At 64.9% G+C, this 17907-nt stretch carries 16 protein-coding genes and 1 pseudogene; 7 read left to right on the top strand and 10 right to left on the bottom strand.

Going from position 1 to position 17907, the window contains the following annotated elements:
* Positions 1 to 130 precede the first annotated feature (130 nt).
* Genes pdxA through dapA form a run of 4 tightly spaced genes read right to left on the bottom strand, consistent with a single transcriptional unit; the run spans position 131 to position 4525 of the window.
* Positions 131 to 1156: a 4-hydroxythreonine-4-phosphate dehydrogenase PdxA gene (pdxA, locus tag F3J14_RS20130; protein ID WP_166724510.1), complete on the bottom strand. Its 1026-nt coding sequence runs from the start codon at positions 1154 to 1156 to the stop codon at positions 131 to 133.
* A gap of 11 nt (positions 1157 to 1167) precedes the next feature.
* Entirely contained in the window at positions 1168 to 2451 is a 1284-nt protein-coding gene (locus tag F3J14_RS20125; protein ID WP_166724509.1) for a four-carbon acid sugar kinase family protein, read from the bottom strand.
* Positions 2448 to 3614: an iron-containing alcohol dehydrogenase gene (locus F3J14_RS20120; protein ID WP_166724508.1), complete on the bottom strand. Its 1167-nt coding sequence runs from the start codon at positions 3612 to 3614 to the stop codon at positions 2448 to 2450. The genes F3J14_RS20125 and F3J14_RS20120 overlap by 4 nt, the downstream gene beginning before the upstream one ends.
* A gap of 14 nt (positions 3615 to 3628) precedes the next feature.
* Positions 3629 to 4525 (bottom strand): 4-hydroxy-tetrahydrodipicolinate synthase, encoded by an 897-nt coding sequence (dapA, locus tag F3J14_RS20115; RefSeq protein WP_166724526.1) that lies wholly within the window; start codon positions 4523 to 4525, stop codon positions 3629 to 3631.
* A gap of 227 nt (positions 4526 to 4752) precedes the next feature.
* Between dapA and F3J14_RS20110 the strand changes: the two genes are divergently transcribed.
* From F3J14_RS20110 to F3J14_RS20100, 3 genes are all read left to right on the top strand, one after another.
* Positions 4753 to 4899, top strand: coding sequence for an oxalate:formate antiporter (locus F3J14_RS20110; RefSeq protein ID WP_166724525.1), 147 nt, complete (start codon positions 4753 to 4755; stop codon positions 4897 to 4899).
* 78 nt (positions 4900 to 4977) lie between these two features.
* Positions 4978 to 6423 (top strand): DEAD/DEAH box helicase, encoded by a 1446-nt coding sequence (locus F3J14_RS20105; RefSeq protein WP_211080374.1) that lies wholly within the window; start codon positions 4978 to 4980, stop codon positions 6421 to 6423.
* A 437-nt stretch (positions 6424 to 6860) separates the two neighbouring features.
* The gene (locus F3J14_RS20100) at positions 6861 to 7553 is read left to right on the top strand and encodes an SUMF1/EgtB/PvdO family nonheme iron enzyme (protein WP_247682251.1); all 693 of its coding nucleotides are present in this window, start codon (positions 6861 to 6863) and stop codon (positions 7551 to 7553) included.
* A 340-nt stretch (positions 7554 to 7893) separates the two neighbouring features.
* On the opposite strand, the gene F3J14_RS20095 is transcribed toward F3J14_RS20100, so the two are convergent.
* From F3J14_RS20095 to F3J14_RS20070, 6 genes are all read right to left on the bottom strand, one after another.
* Positions 7894 to 8826: a hypothetical protein gene (locus F3J14_RS20095; RefSeq protein ID WP_166724506.1), complete on the bottom strand. Its 933-nt coding sequence runs from the start codon at positions 8824 to 8826 to the stop codon at positions 7894 to 7896.
* A gap of 81 nt (positions 8827 to 8907) precedes the next feature.
* A complete protein-coding gene (locus F3J14_RS20090; protein WP_166724523.1) occupies positions 8908 to 9477 on the bottom strand; it encodes a YdeI/OmpD-associated family protein in 570 nt (189 codons plus the stop codon).
* Positions 9478 to 9583: 106 nt separating this feature from the next.
* The gene (locus F3J14_RS20085) at positions 9584 to 10972 is read right to left on the bottom strand and encodes an MFS transporter (RefSeq protein WP_166724505.1); all 1389 of its coding nucleotides are present in this window, start codon (positions 10970 to 10972) and stop codon (positions 9584 to 9586) included.
* Between the two features lie 102 nt (positions 10973 to 11074).
* Positions 11075 to 12253 carry a CaiB/BaiF CoA-transferase family protein gene (locus F3J14_RS20080; RefSeq protein ID WP_166724504.1) on the bottom strand — a complete coding sequence of 393 codons (1179 nt, stop codon included), beginning with the start codon at positions 12251 to 12253 and terminating at the stop codon, positions 11075 to 11077.
* A 14-nt stretch (positions 12254 to 12267) separates the two neighbouring features.
* Positions 12268 to 13425, bottom strand: a complete 1158-nt coding sequence (locus F3J14_RS20075; RefSeq protein ID WP_166724503.1) for an acyl-CoA dehydrogenase family protein — start codon at positions 13423 to 13425, stop codon at positions 12268 to 12270.
* Between the two features lie 30 nt (positions 13426 to 13455).
* Positions 13456 to 14301 (bottom strand): MaoC family dehydratase N-terminal domain-containing protein, encoded by an 846-nt coding sequence (locus F3J14_RS20070; RefSeq protein ID WP_166724502.1) that lies wholly within the window; start codon positions 14299 to 14301, stop codon positions 13456 to 13458.
* A gap of 139 nt (positions 14302 to 14440) precedes the next feature.
* On the opposite strand from F3J14_RS20070, the gene F3J14_RS20065 reads away from it, so the two are divergent.
* The 4 genes and pseudogenes from F3J14_RS20065 to F3J14_RS20050 form a co-directional block, all read left to right on the top strand.
* Complete coding sequence (locus F3J14_RS20065; RefSeq protein WP_166724501.1) at positions 14441 to 15391, top strand: LysR substrate-binding domain-containing protein; 951 nt, start codon at positions 14441 to 14443, stop codon at positions 15389 to 15391.
* A gap of 453 nt (positions 15392 to 15844) precedes the next feature.
* Positions 15845 to 16810 (top strand): sigma-54 dependent transcriptional regulator, encoded by a 966-nt coding sequence (locus tag F3J14_RS20060; RefSeq protein WP_166724500.1) that lies wholly within the window; start codon positions 15845 to 15847, stop codon positions 16808 to 16810.
* A 161-nt stretch (positions 16811 to 16971) separates the two neighbouring features.
* Positions 16972 to 17370 (top strand): DUF3467 domain-containing protein, encoded by a 399-nt coding sequence (locus tag F3J14_RS20055; protein ID WP_006753386.1) that lies wholly within the window; start codon positions 16972 to 16974, stop codon positions 17368 to 17370.
* Between the two features lie 9 nt (positions 17371 to 17379).
* Positions 17380 to 17907: pseudogene (locus tag F3J14_RS20050) on the top strand (hypothetical protein); the annotation flags it as partial.

The following is a 17907-nucleotide window of genomic DNA, read 5'->3' as shown; positions in this document are numbered from 1 at the left end:
CGCTTGTCTCCACGTTACCTTCGGTTGATATGCGTTCGGGTATGTCGGGCGATCCGGCATGTGCCTGCCGGTATCGCTCCTTGGTCGATGCGGGTTGTTGCGTGTCGTTGCGTGTCGTTGCGGATGCCGCTTACGCGGCGCTGGCGACGGGCGCCGGCTCGTTGCGTCGCGTGGCGAGCTCCACGGCCTGGCGGAAAGCCTCCAGCAGGCTGCGTTCGTCGGCGATGCCCTTGCCGGCGATGTCGAACGCGGTGCCGTGGTCCACCGACGTGCGGATGACCGGCAGGCCGACCGTCACGTTCACGCCGGCTTCGAGGCCCATCACCTTCACCGGCCCGTGTCCCTGGTCGTGATACATCGCGACGACCACGTCGAAATCGCCGCGGCCCGCACGGAAGAACAGCGTGTCCGCCGGCAGCGGGCCTTCCACGTCCCACCCGCGCGCCTGGAGGACCTGGACCGCCGGAACGATCTTTTCTTCCTCTTCGCCGTAGCCGAACAGGCCGTTCTCGCCGGCATGCGGATTGATGCCGCATACGCCGATGCGGGGATTCTCGATGCCGGCGCGAACCAGCGTGTCGTGTGCGCGCTCGATCGTGCGTTGCACGAGGCCCGGCTCGATCTTGCGAATCGCGTCGAGCAGGCCGATGTGCGTCGTCACGTGGATCACGCGAAGGTTGGGCGCGACCAGCATCATCGACACCTCGTCGATACCCGTCAGATGCGCGAGCATTTCCGTGTGTCCGGGGAAAATATGGCCGCCGGCATGCAGCGCTTCCTTGTTGAGCGGCGCGGTGCAGATCGCATCGAGCTCGCCGTTCGACGTCAGCTCGACGGTGCGGGCGATGTATTGATACGCGGCGTCTCCGGCGACCGCGGACAGCTTGCCATAGGGCAGGTCGGCCGGAATGAGCGCCATGTCGATGCAATCGACGACCCCTACGCGGAACGCGCCGTCGGACGGCCGGCTGACGGCACGCACCTCGAGATCGACGCCCGCCCTGCGGCCGGCGTCCCGCAGGCGCGCGGCGTCGCCGATGACCACGGGACGGCACTGCTCATACACGGACGCATGGGCAAGGCTTTTCATGATGATTTCCGGTCCGACGCCGGCCGCGTCGCCCATGGTGATGCCGATGATGGGGCGGTTGTCCATGGCAGTTCCCTTCACAAATTGGTTTGAGCGGTATTGGCTGTCTTGCCTTCATTCGCAAGCCGGCGCCACGCGTGATGGATCGACCCGGGCTGGCCGAAGCCGCCGGCCTTGGTCACGACGGGGAGTGTCTTTCCTTGCAGCCGGCATTCGAGCAGCGGCATGCCGTCCTCGATTTCGTCGACGACGCGCAACGCGCTCGCGCCGGCCGCGGTGAGCAGCGCGCGCGCCGTTTCGCCGCCGGTCGCGATGATCGCGCCTGCGTGGCGCACGGCCGGCGCAAGCAAGGACGCGAGACGATCGCAGAACAGCAGGCCGTCCTTCACGTCGCCGCGCTGCGTCTGGCTCAACGAGACCACTACATGCCGGCCGCGGCGCAGGGCGTCGCATACGACCGTCGTCACGTCGCTGCGCGGGTCATCCAGCGCGGGGACGGCGACCTCGAGCGCAACGAGGCTGGCACCGGCGTTGGCCTTGAGGTACTCCACCTGCGCATGCGAGATGCTCGACATGCTGCCGACGACCGTGAGCACCGGTCCTTGCGGATCGTCACCGGCGGCCGCCGGTTCGGCGGTGCCGCGGGGCGGCACCAGCGCTTCGATGACCGCGGGGGCCAGGCCGGCCGAGCCGACCCAGAACACGTTGTCGAGCGTCGCGGATGCGCGGGCAATGCGTTGCAGATCGTCGTCGGACTCCGCATCGCACACGACGGCTTGCGCGCCCTCGGATTGCATCTCCCGCAGGCACGCCGTGAGCGCGCCCGGTTCGCCGCGCACCGTGCCGATCGCCGCGTAGGCGACGCGCAGATGTTCGGCGCAGAGCAGCGCAACCAGGTCGGCCTTGCCCGGGATGTTCTCGTTGCGCCAGTATTCGCTGGCTTCGACCGGCACGCCGCGCACCCATTGCCGCCCGTCCCGCGTGGTGCGGCCGGATGCCGGGTAGGCGGGACACACGATCGCCATGCCAAGCTGCGACGCCAGCGCGGCGACCTCCGCCGCGACATTGCCTCGCAGCGTCGAGTCCACCTTCTTGTAGATACGCGTGCCGGCGTGCGACAGCGACTCGACGGCGGCGACGTTGCGTCGGGCGGCCTCGTCCTTCGATGCGCGGCGCGAGTCCACGTCGACCGACAGGATGTCCACGCCGTTCGTCGGCGCGGGCGCGTGCTCGGGGTCGAGCAGGACCATCGCCGTCAAGCCGTGACGCAGCCCGGCCACCGCGCAATCGGCCGCGCCCGACAGGTCGTCGGCGACGATCAGGAGCCGTGCCGCGTGCTGTGCGACCGCGTTCGCGTTCATGGCAGCAGGCGGCTGTAGATGGATTTCATGTCGTCGAGCGTCAGCGCCTTCGGATTGTTGCCGAGCAGGCGCTTGACCTTCGATGCCGCGACCGCCAACGCGTCGAGATGTTCTTCGGACACGCCGAACTTGCGCAGGTCCTGGGGAATGTCGACGGCGGCCGTCCATTCCTCCATCTTGTCGATCAGCTTGCGTGCCGCGACCGGGTCCGCGTCCGTTTTCAATGCCAGATCGAGTGCGCGCGCAACGTTCGACAGCCGGCCTTCGATCGCATCGAGGTTGAAGGCCATCACGTGCGGCAGGAGCATCGCGTTCGCGACGCCGTGCGTGACGTTGAACATGCCGCCGAGCGGGTAGGCCAGCGCATGCACCGCCGCCGTGCCGGCGGCGGTGAGCGCGAGGCCGCCGTACATCGATCCGAGCATCATCGCTTCGCGTGCTTTCAGCGACCGGCCGTTTTCGTACGCTTCGACGATGTTCGCGCCGATCAGGCGCATCGACTCCATCGCGTACATGTCGCTGATCGGGTTCGCCTTCGTCGAGATGTACGATTCGAGCGCATGCACGAATGCGTCCATGCCGGTCGCGGCCGTGATCGGCTTCGGCAGGCCGAGTGTCAGCTCCGCATCGAGAATCACGATTTGCGGCAGCAGGTGACGGCTGACGATCCCCACCTTCAGCGCTTCGTCCGGCAGCGTCACGATCGCGTTGGGCGTGACTTCGGAGCCGGTTCCGGCGGTCGTCGGCACCAGGATCATCGGCACGCCCGGGTGCTTGATCAGGTCGATGCCGAGCCAGTTGCGCAGCGGTTCGTCGTTGGTCAGCCGGACCGCGAACAGCTTCGCCGCATCGAGCACGCTGCCGCCGCCGATGGACAGAATCGCCTGCGGTGCAAAAGGCGCGATCTGCTCCTGGTACACCGTCTCGACGTTGCCGATGGTCGGCTCCGGCTCGACGCCGCGAATGATGCGCACGTCGACGTCTTTCGCGTTGAGCAATTCGATCACGCGATCGGCAATGCCCAGTTCTTCCATGGCAGGTTGCGTGATCAGCGCAATGCGCTCGACCGGCGTATCGAGCAGCGACAGCTTGTCAGGAAGCGTGCCGAGGCTGCCGGCGCCATGGATGACGTGCTTGACGGTCTGGAAGTGATAGGTAGTCATGCTGATGACCCGTTTCAGTGGCCGCGTGCGGCGTCGTGGTAGATGGAGAGCGCTTGCGCCAGGCGCTCGCGCGCGCTGGCGTCGAGCGGCTGGGCGGGGGAGCGTGCGGGGCCTGCGGGCATCCCGAGCATGTGCGCGGCGGTTTTCAGCACGACGGGCATCGTGCCCAGCGCGAACGCATCGCGCAGCGCGCGCAGCGATTCCTGGGCGGCGCGTGCGCCGGCGATATCGCCCGCCTGGAACTTGTTCCAGATGGACATGACGACCTGCGGGACGGCATTGGTCGTCGCGGCGACCGCACCGTCGCCGCCGGCGATCAGCGTCCAGAGAATCATTGAGTCGGTGCCGGTGAAGACCGCGAAGTCGTCGCGGCGCAGGTTGATCAGTTGCAGCAGGCGATCGAAGTCGCCGCCACTGTCCTTGATGCCGCGAATGTTCGGAATCTCCGAAAGCCGGCGAACGGTATCGACCGTCAGCGTGATGCCCGCTTTCGCGGGGATCGTGTAGAGCATGACCGGAAGTGGCGTGGCCTCGGCGATCTTCTTGTAGTGAGCGTAGAGCTCCGGTTGCGTCGCGCCGTTGAAATACGGCGTGATCACCGAAACGGCATCCACGCCGACCTCGGTCATCTTCCGGTTCAGGTCGATCACGTCACGCGTCGCATAGGCGCCGGTGCCCGCGATGACGGGCACGCGCGAGCGGGCCTGGCTGACCGCGATGCGGGCGATGCGCAGTTTCTCTTCTTCGCTCAGCGCGATGAATTCACCATTGGTGCCGAGCACGAACAGCCCGTGCACGCCCGATTCGATGAGCCGTTCGACCAGCGCGCGCAGGCCGTCTTCATCGACGTTCTCGTCCGCCGTCATCGGCGTGATCAGCGCGGGAACGATCCCCTTGAACGACATTGACATGCGTGCTCCATCGCGGAAGGGACGGCGGGCGAACGTGCCGTCTCCATGGGTTAGGCAGATATCAGCGGGCTGCGCGCTTGCGGGCACGATGGCGCCGCCACGCACGTCAGCCAGTGCAACTCGGATGACAGAACGATGTGCTCGTTTCGATCAAAACTGTTGCGCGATGTGTGCATTCTAGCTGATACGGTGACTGAATCAGTCAATGAAAACCCTAATATGACCGAATCGGTCATTTTGATCGGCATCATCGGGTCGCTTCCGTCCATCCGACCAACAAGGCGGTGCTCGTCGTGTTTTGGTGCTACGTGCTGATTCCGCTTGCGTGGGGCACCGTCAATACGCTCACGACGGCGATGAAGCTGTTTCGGTGAAGGCGCGTGGGCGCACTGATCTGCACGGTGCGATCAGCGGCAACCGCTAGAATTGCGGTTTTAGCCCGGAACACGTCCATGTCTTTTGCCTCACTCGGCCTGATCGACCCCTTGCTGCGTAATCTGCAGGACCTCAATTACCAGACACCTACGCCGGTGCAGGTCAAGGCAATTCCCGCGGTGCTCGGCGGCAAGGACGTCATGGCTGGCGCGCAGACCGGCACGGGCAAGACGGCGGGTTTCGCGCTGCCGCTGTTGCAGCGGCTCGTGCAGCACGGCCCGGCGGTGTCCAGCAACCGCGCGCGGGTTCTGGTGCTGGTGCCGACGCGTGAACTGGCCGAGCAGGTGCTGCAAAGCTTTGTCGCTTACGGCAAGGGCCTCGACTTGCGATTTCTGGCCGCCTACGGCGGCGTGAGCATCAACCCGCAGATGATGAAGTTGCGCAAAGGCGTCGATGTGCTCGTTGCCACGCCGGGCCGTCTGCTGGATCTCAACCGCCAGAATGCGGTGCAGTTCGATCAGGTCGAAACGCTGGTGCTGGACGAGGCCGACCGCATGCTCGATCTGGGCTTCGCGCGCGAGCTCAATGCCGTGTTTGCCGCGCTGCCCGTTCAGCGCCAGACCCTGTTGTTCTCCGCGACGTTTACCGACGATATCCGCACGATGGCGGCGAGCATTCTGCGCAGCCCGGTCAATATCAGCGTCAGCCCGCCCAATGTCACGGCCAGCAAGATCAAGCAGTGGGTGGTGACGGTCGACAAGCGGAACAAGCCGGACCTCTTCATGCACCTGGTGGCCGAGAACAACTGGGACCACGCGCTGGTGTTCGTCAAGACCCGCAATGGCGTGGAGTATCTGGCGGCCATGCTGGACGAGGCGGGCTATGCGGTCGACACGATCCACGGCGACAAACCGCAACCCGCGCGGCTGCGTGCGCTCGAACGCTTCAAGACGGGCGAAGTGCAGATGCTGGTCGCCACCGATGTGGCTGCGCGCGGGCTGGATATCGATGACTTGCCGCTCGTGATCAACGTCGATCTGCCGATCGTGGCGCAGGATTATGTGCACCGGATCGGGCGTACCGGGCGCGCGGGCGCCAGTGGCGTGGCGGTGTCTCTGGTGTGTGCGGATGAAGCCCCGCAACTGGCCGCGATCGAGGCGCTGATCGGGCAGACGCTGCGCCGGGAAGAAGAGCCGGGGTTTGAAGCGGAGCACCGCGTGCCGGAAACCAGCTCGACGGGGCAGATCATCAAGAAGCCTAAAAAGCCGAAGAAGCCCAAAGTTCCGCACGGTGGGGCGACGGCGATGCCGGTGGCCGGGAAAAAGCCACGGCCGCAAGGCGGTGAGGGCAAGCGCAAGGCTGCGGGGCACGGTGCCGGTGCCGCGGGCAAGGGCGCGAGCGTGTTGAACGGCAGCCCGTTCAGCGTGCAAAAGCCGCGCGGCAAAGGCAAACCCGCGGGCAAGGCGGTTGCGGGAGCGCGCAAGCCGGCTGGGAAGCCTGCGGGTGGTCGCGGTAAACATTAACCCTGATCCGTTGGGCGGCTGACGCCAGCCATCGAAAAGACGGGCGATTGGAGGCCCGCAGGCGGGTGGCGCGGCTTTGCCGCACATCGGGTCGGCCGGCAAGGGCGCACTGAATCCAGGATCGCTTACAACTTGGCGGCCGAACGGACGTTTAAACTGTGCAAGTCAAGACCTAATCTCTCGGTCAGCGTCAGATCAGGTCTGAGATTGCTCGACCGTCACTTCATCAAGGGTTGAATCTGCAACATACAACAGTCGCTCGCGCGACGTCAGCTTCGCCGGGCTATCGAACGCGCGCGCATTTGATCCAACGCATCCTTCGTTTTGGCGCACCTCGCTCCCCACTCATGCTGCTTCCGTGAATGCGAGGTAAGCCCTGTTAGATACTGCGTTGGAGGCCTTTGCCGCTGTAAGCAGTTTCTATTGTCATGAGGAAAATGGAACATCTGTCTGAAGCACTCGATATACAAACGATACGCGTTCCCGCAGGAACGATTGCATTGAGGGACGACAGAATTGGCCGTAGATGGTCTGTCGAGCTGCCGCATTTTTTGATCGGCCGCTATCCCATCACGCAGGCGCAATATGCTGCGGTAACCGGACAATGGCCGTCGTCGTATGTCGCCGCGCAATGTCCAGTAGTCAACGTATCCTGGATTGATGCAACCCGGTTCTGCAACATGCTTTCAAAGGCAGCCGGCCTTCTCGACTGTTATGAATTTCATGGCGATGGAACGGGGGCTTCTCTTGTCCCGGAAAGTAACGGCTATCGCCTGCCCACCGAAGCTGAATGGGAGTACGCTTGCCGCGCCGGAACAAATGGTCCGAGATACGGCAAACTCGGCGATATAGCCTGGTATAGAGAAAACTCGGGGGGCCACACGCATGAGGTGGGTCAAAAGCAAGCAAATGACTGGGGGCTTTTCGACACGCTAGGAAACGTTTGGGAGTGGTGCGCCGATCTATACGACCCGGAAGTCTATGGTTCGTATCGCGTGTTTCGTGGCGGCGGATGGGCGGATGCCGAACGAGGCTGCCTTGCGACGAATCGACGTCGTAGCCATCCGACGTTTGCAATCGATGATCTTGGCTTTCGGGTTGCCCGATCGCTTGACGCTCGTGATGGGTAATCACGAGCACATCCGGCTTGGTCGACCAGCAGTGCTGGACGAATCTGGAGCTTGCCCGACAGCGGGCTGTTGAAGCCCATCAAGTAGCGACGCGACCGAGGGAACAACCGTTATCCAAGGCGCAACGGACATCCGAACGTCCGCCTGAGCGCGCGGTTGAACGACCGAAAGTGGCCAAACTGAGTCAGACGAACTGACGCTGTCTGTTCGGTCTAGTCCAGCCTTATACATTTAAACCATGCGTCGCGAGCGTCGGATCGCGAGTGCCACGGCGATGTGTCCGCTTTTCATAGCGGCTCGTCGCGAACGTTCTGGTTGTCCGCCGGCGATTCGCCGCCTGCTACTCCGTTTGCTGGCGTCGGTATTCGTCCTGTTTCATCCGCATGTACTGCTGCCGGTCGATTTCGTGTAGCTGCCGCGCATATTGCTCGCTGGAACTGAACCACGTGCTCAGGCGTTGCTCCAGCTGCTTGTCGGGCGGGCTCGATAGTGCGGCAAGATAGGCATCGATGGCCAGGTAGTAGCGCATGGTGTTGCGCTCCACGAGGCCTCGTACGCCATCGACGTATTCCGCTTGTGCCGCGGACGGACTGGCGACCTTGGTGAAGCCGACCTTGCCGCGGTCAAACGTTGCCAGAAAGCTTTTCATCGCAAGGCGCCCGACCAGGCCATAGCTGAATGCATAGGTCAGATGCAGGAACGTATGGTCGCTACCGAGCTGCACCGCTTCCAGGACAATCTGATAATCCCGGGTGTTCAACGGTCCGCTGTCGGCGCGGAGTTTTACCTTGAAGTATCCCGGGGCGGTGGCCGCCGCATCGTAACGGAAATACAGGCGGTAAGTGGACTGGAGTTCCGCGGCGGCTTCCCGTTTGCTGAGATTCAGGGTCAGCATGTTGTCGCTATTCGTGCCAGAGGCACGGCAGTACTTGATATTCGGATGCAGGATCAGGAGATCGCACCAGTTCGACAGGCCTTGCGACCGGTAATCAAGGACGTCGCTGACGGTCGCGAATGGGTAGTCCACTTCTGCGTATATTTCGCCCGTGACCGTGGAGGGTGATTCCTGGGAATCCAGATACAGCCGCCGATGAAACGCGTTGTGGTCGAGCTGGGGTTTCAGATTCTGGTATAGCGCGCGCAAGCTGGTGGCGTCGTCGGACGCACGCGCCGACAGCCCCACGCACGACAGCCAACATGCCGCCAGAATGGTCAACGTGCACGCTCTTCTGCGTACCGGCGCGCTGGCTGGGTTTCGGTCACGCTTGCTCATCAACGTGCTCCGGCTGATTATTCGAATGGGCGGGGCGCGCGTGGCGTCCGTCGATTTTCGTCGGCTGTCGAACTTCCCGGTCTACGGATGAATGGTTTCGCCGCGATGCAGCATGCCGATGAACTCCTCGATCTTGCGCACCCGCGTTGCGGGCATTTTGGCATTCTGTAACCGAAACAGGATGGCGTAGCGGTTTCGGCCGCTCAGCGTCGCAAAGAACGCGCTAGCCTTGGGATCGGCATTCAGCGCGGCTTGCAGGTCGGCCGGCACGACCGAGTTGCTGGCGGACGTATAGGCCGCCTCCCAGCGGCCATCCTTTGTGGCTTTCTCGATTTCCCGCATACCCGGAGGAAGCATTCTGCCTGCGGCGATCAGCGCTTCGGCCCGCTCTTTGTTGAGCCTGGACCAGATACTTTTTGCGGAGCGTGGCGTGAAGCGTTGCAACCAGTATGCTTCACTTTCAGTTTGCTTTTTGCCGTCGATCCAGCCATGACACAGGGCGCTTTCCAGCGCCTGTTCGTAAGTGAGGGTCGGCTGCCCGGCGCCCTTTTTGGCGAGGCGCAGCCATATCCCGGTCGAGGTGCCGCCGTTTTGCGTCAACCAGGTTTCCCATTCATTCTGGTCGAGGAATGTCAGACGAGGCTCAGTCATGGCGCGATCCGAATGGTTGCATTCAGGCAGCGAGGCTGTTTCGTTCACTGAACCCTCGTAGATTACCGATTTGCACGGATTTGGGAATACCCGATTTTATCGACAATCAAACTTGCGTCGCCCCCGGCGCGACCGCCGCACCATCCGCGTCGCTCGTCCCTGGCGCAACTTCCTCCAGCGCCTGCCGCCCCGTTTCGACCCGCAGCAACCCGATCGCGACACACAGCACGCCGAGTGTCGCGCTGACCATCGCGATCACGCCTGACACGCCGAACGCCTGATAAAGCGCGAGTGCCAGCGCCGGCGTCCCGATCGACGACATCCGCCCGCACATCCCCGCGACACCGGTGCCACGCAGCCGCACCTCGGTCGGAAACAGCTCCGGAATATACCCAAACAACCCAAGCGTCGTGATCGTATAGATCGCGCTGACGAGACAGAACCCGACCAGAATGATCGCCGTGGTATCGCGCAGCGACACATACAGCCAGCCCAGCGCGATGCTGAGAAGCGAAGCCATCACGATCCCCTTCGCGCGGCCGATCCGGTCCGCGATCAGATACCCGATCAACCCGCCGACCGGCGACCCGATCGACATCAGGAACACGAAGCCGAGCGACTTGACGACCGACAACCCCTGCGTGACAAAAAACGTCGGCAGCCACGCAATGAAGCCGTAGAGTCCCACGTTCACGCCGATCGCCGTCAACGCGGCGACCGCCATCCGCCCACGCATCCCCTTCGAAAACAGCACGCCGAGCGGCACCTTCCCGACATGCAGATCCACGGTGCGCCGCACCGGCGGCAGCGTGCCGACCTGCTGGCTCACCTCCTGCTCGATCGCGGCAAGCGTCGCCTCCGCCTCGTCGAGCCGCCCGACGGATTCGAGCCAGCGCGGCGATTCCGGCATCCGCTTGCGCATGAACCACACGACTAGCGCACCGATACCGGCCAGCGCGAACATATAGCGCCAGCCGAGATGCGGAATGATCCAGTACCCCGCGGCCAGCGCGGCGAACAGCCCGCTGTTGGTAATGATCGCAAGCAGCGACACCCACTTCCCGCGCGTGTCGGGCGGCACGAACTCGGCGAGCGTCCCGGCGGCGACGACCAGTTCCGCGCCGAGCCCGATCCCCATGATGAACCGCAGCACGATCAACCACTCGATGTCAGGCGCAAAACACGCGGCGATCGACGCGAGCCCGAACACCGCGAGATTGAGCTGATACGAATACCGTCGCCCGAGCCGGTCACCGACATACCCCGCGACGAACGCGCCGATCATCATCCCGACGAACGTCGACGACACGAACATCGCGCCGTGCCGCAGGTCGGTGAATCCGTCCTTGACCATCGACGCGACCGAGCCGTTGGCGAGATAGATGTCGAACGCGTCGAGGAACGCGCCGCCGGCGATCAGCCCGAGTATCTTCCAGTGGAACCTTGAAACAGGCAGCCGGTCGAGCCGGCCGGCGGCATTGACGGTGTTCGCCATGATGTCTCCAGATGTGTGGCGCTCTCGCGTCTGCTGACCAGACGCGGAGACGCTTCGATAGTTAGATGAGGGGCGCGCTGCGATCAGCGCGGAAAGGCCCGGTCAAACCGCGCCGGATGCATGCAACATGTGAATCTGTTCATCGGCATAGCCGAGCTCGCGCAACACGGCGTCGGTATGCTGTCCAAGCGCCGGCACGGGATCCATGCGCGGCTCGTCGCTCGGCGCGATGCCGGGCGGCAGCAGGGCGGGGATCTCGCCGGCGGGCGTGTCGACCCGCGTCCAGCGGTGCCGGGCGGTAAGCTGTTCATGCGTCCACACGCCATGCATGTCGTTCATCCGCGCGTTCGCGATGCCGGCCTGCTCGAGCCGGTCGATCACGTCGCCGGCGGTCAGCGTCGAGAACGCTCGGACGATGACGGATGCAAGGTCGCCACGATTCGCGACGCGGCGACTGTTCGACCCGAAGCGCTCGTCGGCCGCGAGCTCGGGCATGCGGAGCACGGTCTCGCAGAAGCTTTTCCATTCGCGCTCGTTCTGCAGGCCCAGCATCACGGTGTGGCCGTCACCGGCCTTGAACGGACCGTACGGAAAGATCGTCGCGTGCGACGCGCCGGCTTGCCGCGGCGGCGACTGGCCGTCGATCGCGTAGTAGAGCGGATAGCTCATCCACTCGACCATGCTTTCGAGCATCGACACGTCGATGTGCCGGCCGCGTCCGGTGCGGCCGCGCTCGATCAGCGCGGCGAGGATGTTCGAATACGCATACATACCCGCCGCGATATCGGCGATCGAGCAGCCGGCCTTGGCCGGCTCGCCGTCGGAGCCGGTGATGCTCAGGAATCCGGATTCACTCTGGATCAGCAGGTCGTACGCCTTCTTGTCGCGAAACGGCCCGTCGAGCCCATAGCCGGAGATGTCGCAGACGATCAGCCGCGGATAGCGCTCGCGCAACGTGTCATAGTCAAGCCCCAGGCGCTGCGTCGCGCCGGGTGCGAGGTTCTGCACGAACACGTCGGCATCCGCGAGCAGCTTGTGCACGACGTCGAGCGCCGCAGGCTGCTTGACGTCGAGCGTGATGCTTTCCTTCGAGCGGTTGGTCCACACGAAGTGCGACGCGAGTCCCGACACGCGTTCGTCGTAGCCTCGCGCGAAATCGCCGACGCCCGGCCGTTCGACCTTGATCACGCGCGCGCCGAGATCCGCGAGCTGACGCGTGCAGAACGGCGCGGCGATCGCATGCTCGAACGTGACGACCTTGATGCCTTCCAGTGGGCGCATGCTCGTCACTCCCGTCAGAACGACCGCGGCAGGCCGAGGATGTGCTCCGCGACATACGACAGGATCAGGTTCGTCGAGATCGGCGCGACCTGGTACAGGCGCGTTTCGCGGAACTTGCGCTCGACATCGTATTCGCACGCGAAGCCGAAGCCGCCATGGAATTGCAGGCACGCGTTCGCGGCTTCCCACGACGCGTCGGCCGCGAGCAGCTTCGCCATGTTCGCCTGCGCGCCGCACGGTTCGTGCGCGTCGAACCGGCGCGCGGCCTCGAAGCGCATCAGGCTCGCGGCCTCGACGTTGATGAACGAGCGGGCGATCGGAAACTGCACGCCCTGGTTCTGGCCGATCGGGCGGCCGAACACGACGCGATCCTTCACGTACTGCGACACCTTGTCGACGAACCAGTAGCCGTCGCCGATGCATTCGGCGGCGATCAGCGTGCGCTCGGCATTGAGCCCGTCGAGGATGTACCTGAAGCCCTGGCCTTCGTCGCCGATCAGGTTCTCGGCGGGGATTTCGAGGTTGTCGAAGAACAGCTCGTTCGTCTCGTGGTTGACCATGTTCGGAATCGGGCGCACGGTCATCCCGTTGCCGATCGCGTGATGCAGATCGACGATGAAGATCGACATCCCTTCCGATTTCTTCTGCACGTCCGACAGCGGCGTCGTGCGCGCGAGCAGGATCATCAGGTCGGAGTGCTGCACGCGCGAGATCCATACCTTCTGGCCGTTGATCACGTAGCGGTCGCCCTTGCGCACCGCGGTTGTCTTGATTTTGGTCGTGTCGGTGCCGGTGGTCGGCTCGGTCACGCCCATCGACTGCAGGCGCAGCTCGCCGCTCGCGATCTTCGGCAGATAGCGCTGCTTCTGCTCGGCCGAACCGTGGCGCAGCAGCGTGCCCATGTTGTACATCTGGCCGTGGCACGCGCCGGAGTTGCCGCCCGCGCGGTTGATTTCCTCCATGATCACCGACGCCTCGGTCAGGCCGAGGCCGGAGCCGCCGTATTCCTGCGGAATCAGCGCGGCGAGCCAGCCGGCTTTCGTCAGCGCGTCGACGAACGCTTCGGGATAGCCGCGCGCTTCGTCGATTCTGCGGAAATAGTCGGCGGGAAACTCGCCGCACAGGTCGCGAACGGCTTCGCGAATGTCTTGGTACGCGTCGGTAGGATTCATGGGTCGTAGCGGGGAAAGCGTCGGAATGGATCAGGCGAGGGTCGCGCTCGCGGACATGGTCAGCCAGCCGTCGTGGTCGTTCGCCCAGAGCTCGACGGTCTTGCCGTCGTCGGCGAGGAGGCCGCACACGCTGAAGGGGTGGCCGAGAAAGGTCGGTCGCACCGCGCGATACGCGTATTCGCTTATCGTCACGCCGGGCAGCGAGCGCGTGACGAGGTCGAGCAGCAGCGTCGAGATCAGCGGCCCGTGCACGACGAGATCCGGATAGCCTTCGACGTCGCGCACGTAGGTACGGTCGTAATGAATGCGATGACCGTTGAAGGTCAGCGCGGAATAGCGGAACAGCATCACTTCGTCCGGCGTGATGTCGCGCTGCCATTGCGCATGGTCGGGCGCGGCCTTCGGCGGGGGGGCGGCGGCTCCGGGCGCGGCCGCGCCGCGATAGACGATGTCGTGTTCCTCGCGGATCGCGACTTCGCCCGCGGCTTCGATCACGTGCTCGACGGTCACGAAGCCGAGCGTGCCGCTGCGGCCTTCCTTGCGCTCGATCGACAGCACGCGCGACGTGCGCGTCGCGATCGCGCCGATAGGCAGCGGGCGTTCGAACGTCAGCCGGCCGCCGGCCCACATGCGGCGCGGCAGCCCGAGGTCCGGCAGGAAGCCGCCCTTGCGCGGATGGCCGTCGGGGCCGAGCTCGGCCTGCTGCGCGATCGACCAGAAATACAGCCAGTGCCAGGCGGGCGGCAACGGATCGCCGGCGGCGGGAACGAACGGGTGGTCGAGCGTGGCCGCGAATGCGACCGCACGTTCGGCGCTGATCAGGTCGGTCGCGACCTGCTGGACATCGTCACTGGCATTCGACCGGGGAGCATTCACTGTCACCTCCATCGCCGGGCGGCCGGCGCTTCTGACTGGGCATGAAGTGACTGTAGGTGAAGCGCGGGCGCGGCGGAAATACCGTTTGAATGTACCGGTCATAGGGGTATCCTATGACTTTCGCGTCGATCGAACCGCCATGGACATCCGTCAGCTCCGCTACTTCGTCAGCATCGTGGAATACGGGAGCCTCGGGAAAGCGGCCGAAAAACTCTTCGTCGCGCAGCCGTCGCTGAGCCAGCAGATCGCGAAGCTCGAAGGCGACCTCGGCGTCGCGCTGCTGGTGCGCAGCCCGCAGGGCGTGAAGCCGACGGCCGCCGGGCAGGCGCTGTACCGCCATGCGCGGCTCGTGCTGCGGCAGATGGAGCAATTGCGCCAGGAAGTGCGGGAGGGCGCGGGCAGCGAGTCGGGCACGGTCGCGGTGGGTTTTCCGACCACGATGACGTCGATCCTCGCGGTGCCGCTGTTCGAACGGATCCGGGCGCGTTATCCGGGCATCCGGCTGCAGTACATCGAGACCATGAGCGGCTTCATCAACGAGCTGCTGGCGAACGGGCGGCTCGACCTCGCGATCCTGTTTCGCGAATCGAACACCACCGGCATTACCGCGATGCCGCTGTTCGACGAGGTGCTGTATCTGCTCGGCGAGCCGGGCGGCGCGGTGCCGTCGCGCGCGCGAACCTGTTCCCTCGCGTCGCTCGCCGGCGTGCCGATCGTCGCGCCGGGCGTGCAGAACGGGCTGCGCCTGTTGCTCGAGCGCACGTTCGCGCGCGAAGAGGTGCCGCTGAACATCGTCGCGGATATCGATTCGCTGCCGACGATGATATCGCTCGCGCAGGCGGGCCTCGCGTGCACGATCCTGCCCGCGTCCGCGCTGGCGTCGCGCGAGCCGTCCAGCCGGCCGAAGATGCGCCGGATCGTCGAGCCGGAGATTCGCCGGCCCGCGAGCCTGTGCTGGTCGAACACGTCCCCCGTCAATTCCGCCGCGCTGGCCGTGCGGCAAACGATCGTCGAGCTGATCGGCGAACTGGCCGCAAGCGGCGTGTGGACGGGCATCACGCTGCGCGCGAGCGATTCCACGCCGTCGTGACGGGTGGGATGCACAGCATGCGTGGGTTTGGTCCGCGAGCCAGTGCGCGGACGGTCAGGACCCGCATTCACCGGATGCCGCGATCGGTGTTCCGTTCGTCGCGCTGATGGCGCACGGATTGACGAAAATGCGTGACATGACACATTCGCGATCGCGTCCGCGCGTGTCCGAGTCGATCGGCTCACGCTCGCACTGGCGAGTCGGCATGTCATGCGCAAGCGTCGGCGCTCGGAAGGTTGTACGAACCTCGATATTGACACTACACTGATTATCGGCCGGCGTCGTGACACGCGGCTATCCATTCAACACGCATTCCAGTACTAATTAAACGCGTGCCAACAATCGCCATCGAGGATGGTTGCCTTGTTCCTCAACATCCAGCGGGGGGAAGTGGCGATGAAATTCGGGGCTGCGCATCATCCGTCAACGGTTTGCTAGCCGAACGGCGCGCGCATGAGCACGACCGGAGGCATTTGCGCGACGTCGTCACTCGGGCTGCATGGCTCGAGTCCGGCGATGATCGACCTGCGTCGCTATCTGGCGAAGGTCGCGCAAACCGATACGACGGTGCTCGTGACCGGTGAAACCGGCACCGGCAAAGAGCGCGTCGCGACCGCGGTCCATCACCTCAGCACCCGAACCGACAAGCCGTTCATCGCAGTGAACTGCGCCGCCGTGCCCGACAGCCTGTTCGAATCCGAAATGTTCGGCCACGAGCGCGGCGCCTTCACCAGCGCCCAGCACGCGTTTCCCGGCCGCTTCGTCGAGGCTGACGGCGGCACGCTGTTCCTCGACGAAGTCAGCGAGATGCCGCCCGCTGTCCAGGCGAAGCTGCTGCGCCTGCTCGAAGACCGTACGGTGATGCCGGTCGGCTCGCTGCGCCGGCGCCCGGTCGATGTCCGGATCGTGGCCGCCAGCAACGAAAGACTGGAGGACCTGGTCGCGGAGCGCCGTTTCCGCGCCGACCTGTTCTATCGCCTGAACGTCGCGCGCATCGAGATTCCGCCGCTGCGGGAACGGCCGGAGGACATCGCGTCGATCGTCGATCACTTCGTCGCCGAACACAACCTGCGGCGGGCGATGCGGGTGGGGCGGCCCGATCCGGCATTGCTCGAGTACATGCGGCACTACCCGTGGCCGGGCAACGTACGTGAGCTGCGCAACCTGGTCGAGGCGTTGTTCATCGATGCGCCGGAAGGGCGCCCGTTCGGGCTGGGCGACCTTCCGCCGGCGTTTCGCCGCCTGTTCCTGCAGGACTTTTCCGCCGGCGAACAGGAGCGCGAACGGCTGGTCTCGGTACTGCGCCAGACCAACTGGAACAAGATGGAAGCGGCGCGCCAGATGAACTGGTCGCGCATGACGCTGTACCGCAAGCTGGCCAAGTACAACCTGGACGCCGGCAACACTGCATCGGTGTGACAGCGCGGCTGTCACATGGTACAGCCCGGCAGCATTCGCGAATTCCGCTCCAGTCGGGAAATTCCACGGCTAATCATGCGTTTGCGTCAGCGCGCGCGCGTTGGCCCGCTCCTTGCGAAGAAGAACGGACAGACCGACCGTCGCCATGCAAGGAGGCCGTCGTGCACGTCATCGAGCCACTTCAGGACGCCCCGCCGGATCCGGCCCAGCCAGCCGGCCCGCCACGGCCGCTGCTCGCCAGTTATGCGAACTATTTCGAGGTCGGGCATAACGCGTTCGAGTTCCTGATCGATGCCGGACAGGTCGAGCCGCAGTCCGGCAACGTCCAGTTGATGAGCCGCGTCGCGGTCAGCCCGGTTCACGCCAAGCTGCTGGCGCAGTTGCTGGCGCGCGCGATCGCGCAGTTCGAGGCGACGCACCACGAAATCCCCGACATCGGCGACCCGGAACCGGATCTGGCGATTCTTCCCCCGCAGGAATTCGAACGGCGCGCGATCGATGCGCGCAGCAAGCCGATGCTCGGCGGCCGTCGCGACGAGCCCGATCAAAACCAGAGCTGAGGACACGACATGGCAGCGCAACTCCATCCCAACCGCATGGTCCTGACCGACCGTTTCCCGATGCTGGGTTTCACGATTCGCGTCGGCCACGCGCCGTGCGTCGCGGAACTGGTGATCGCCACCGATCCCGCGCTGTTCACGCGCAAGGAAGGGCGCACGTCGTCGACGTTCTATACCAGTCGCGAGGACGGTCTGCTGGCGATCCCGCGCGGCGAAGCGGTGTTCATGGTGCCGCCGGCGGTGCTGGCGCGCTTCGCAGGCGCGGGCCGTCTGTGGTTCGGTCTCGCCACCGCGGCGTCGCCCGATGCCGATGCGTGGACGGTCGACGTGCTGCCGAATGCCAACAGCCCCTACGTGTCGCTGTCGGGGCTCAGCGATCGGGGATTGCGCAGGGTACGCGTGTTCCCGACGCGCGGCCCCGCCCCCGTCAGGAGTCCGCTGCTGAACTGGGCGGGCGACGGCACCCGGCCGGGCGCTACCGCCGTGCCGGCGCCTGCCGCACCGGGCGCCGTGTCCGTCCCGCCGCAGCCGGCCGTC

It is taken from the genome of Burkholderia sp. Tr-862, assembly GCF_011753085.1.
Lineage (GTDB): Bacteria > Pseudomonadota > Gammaproteobacteria > Burkholderiales > Burkholderiaceae > Burkholderia > Burkholderia ambifaria.
Note: the sequence above shows the minus strand (reverse complement) of the source record. Positions and strands in the feature narration are given on the sequence as shown.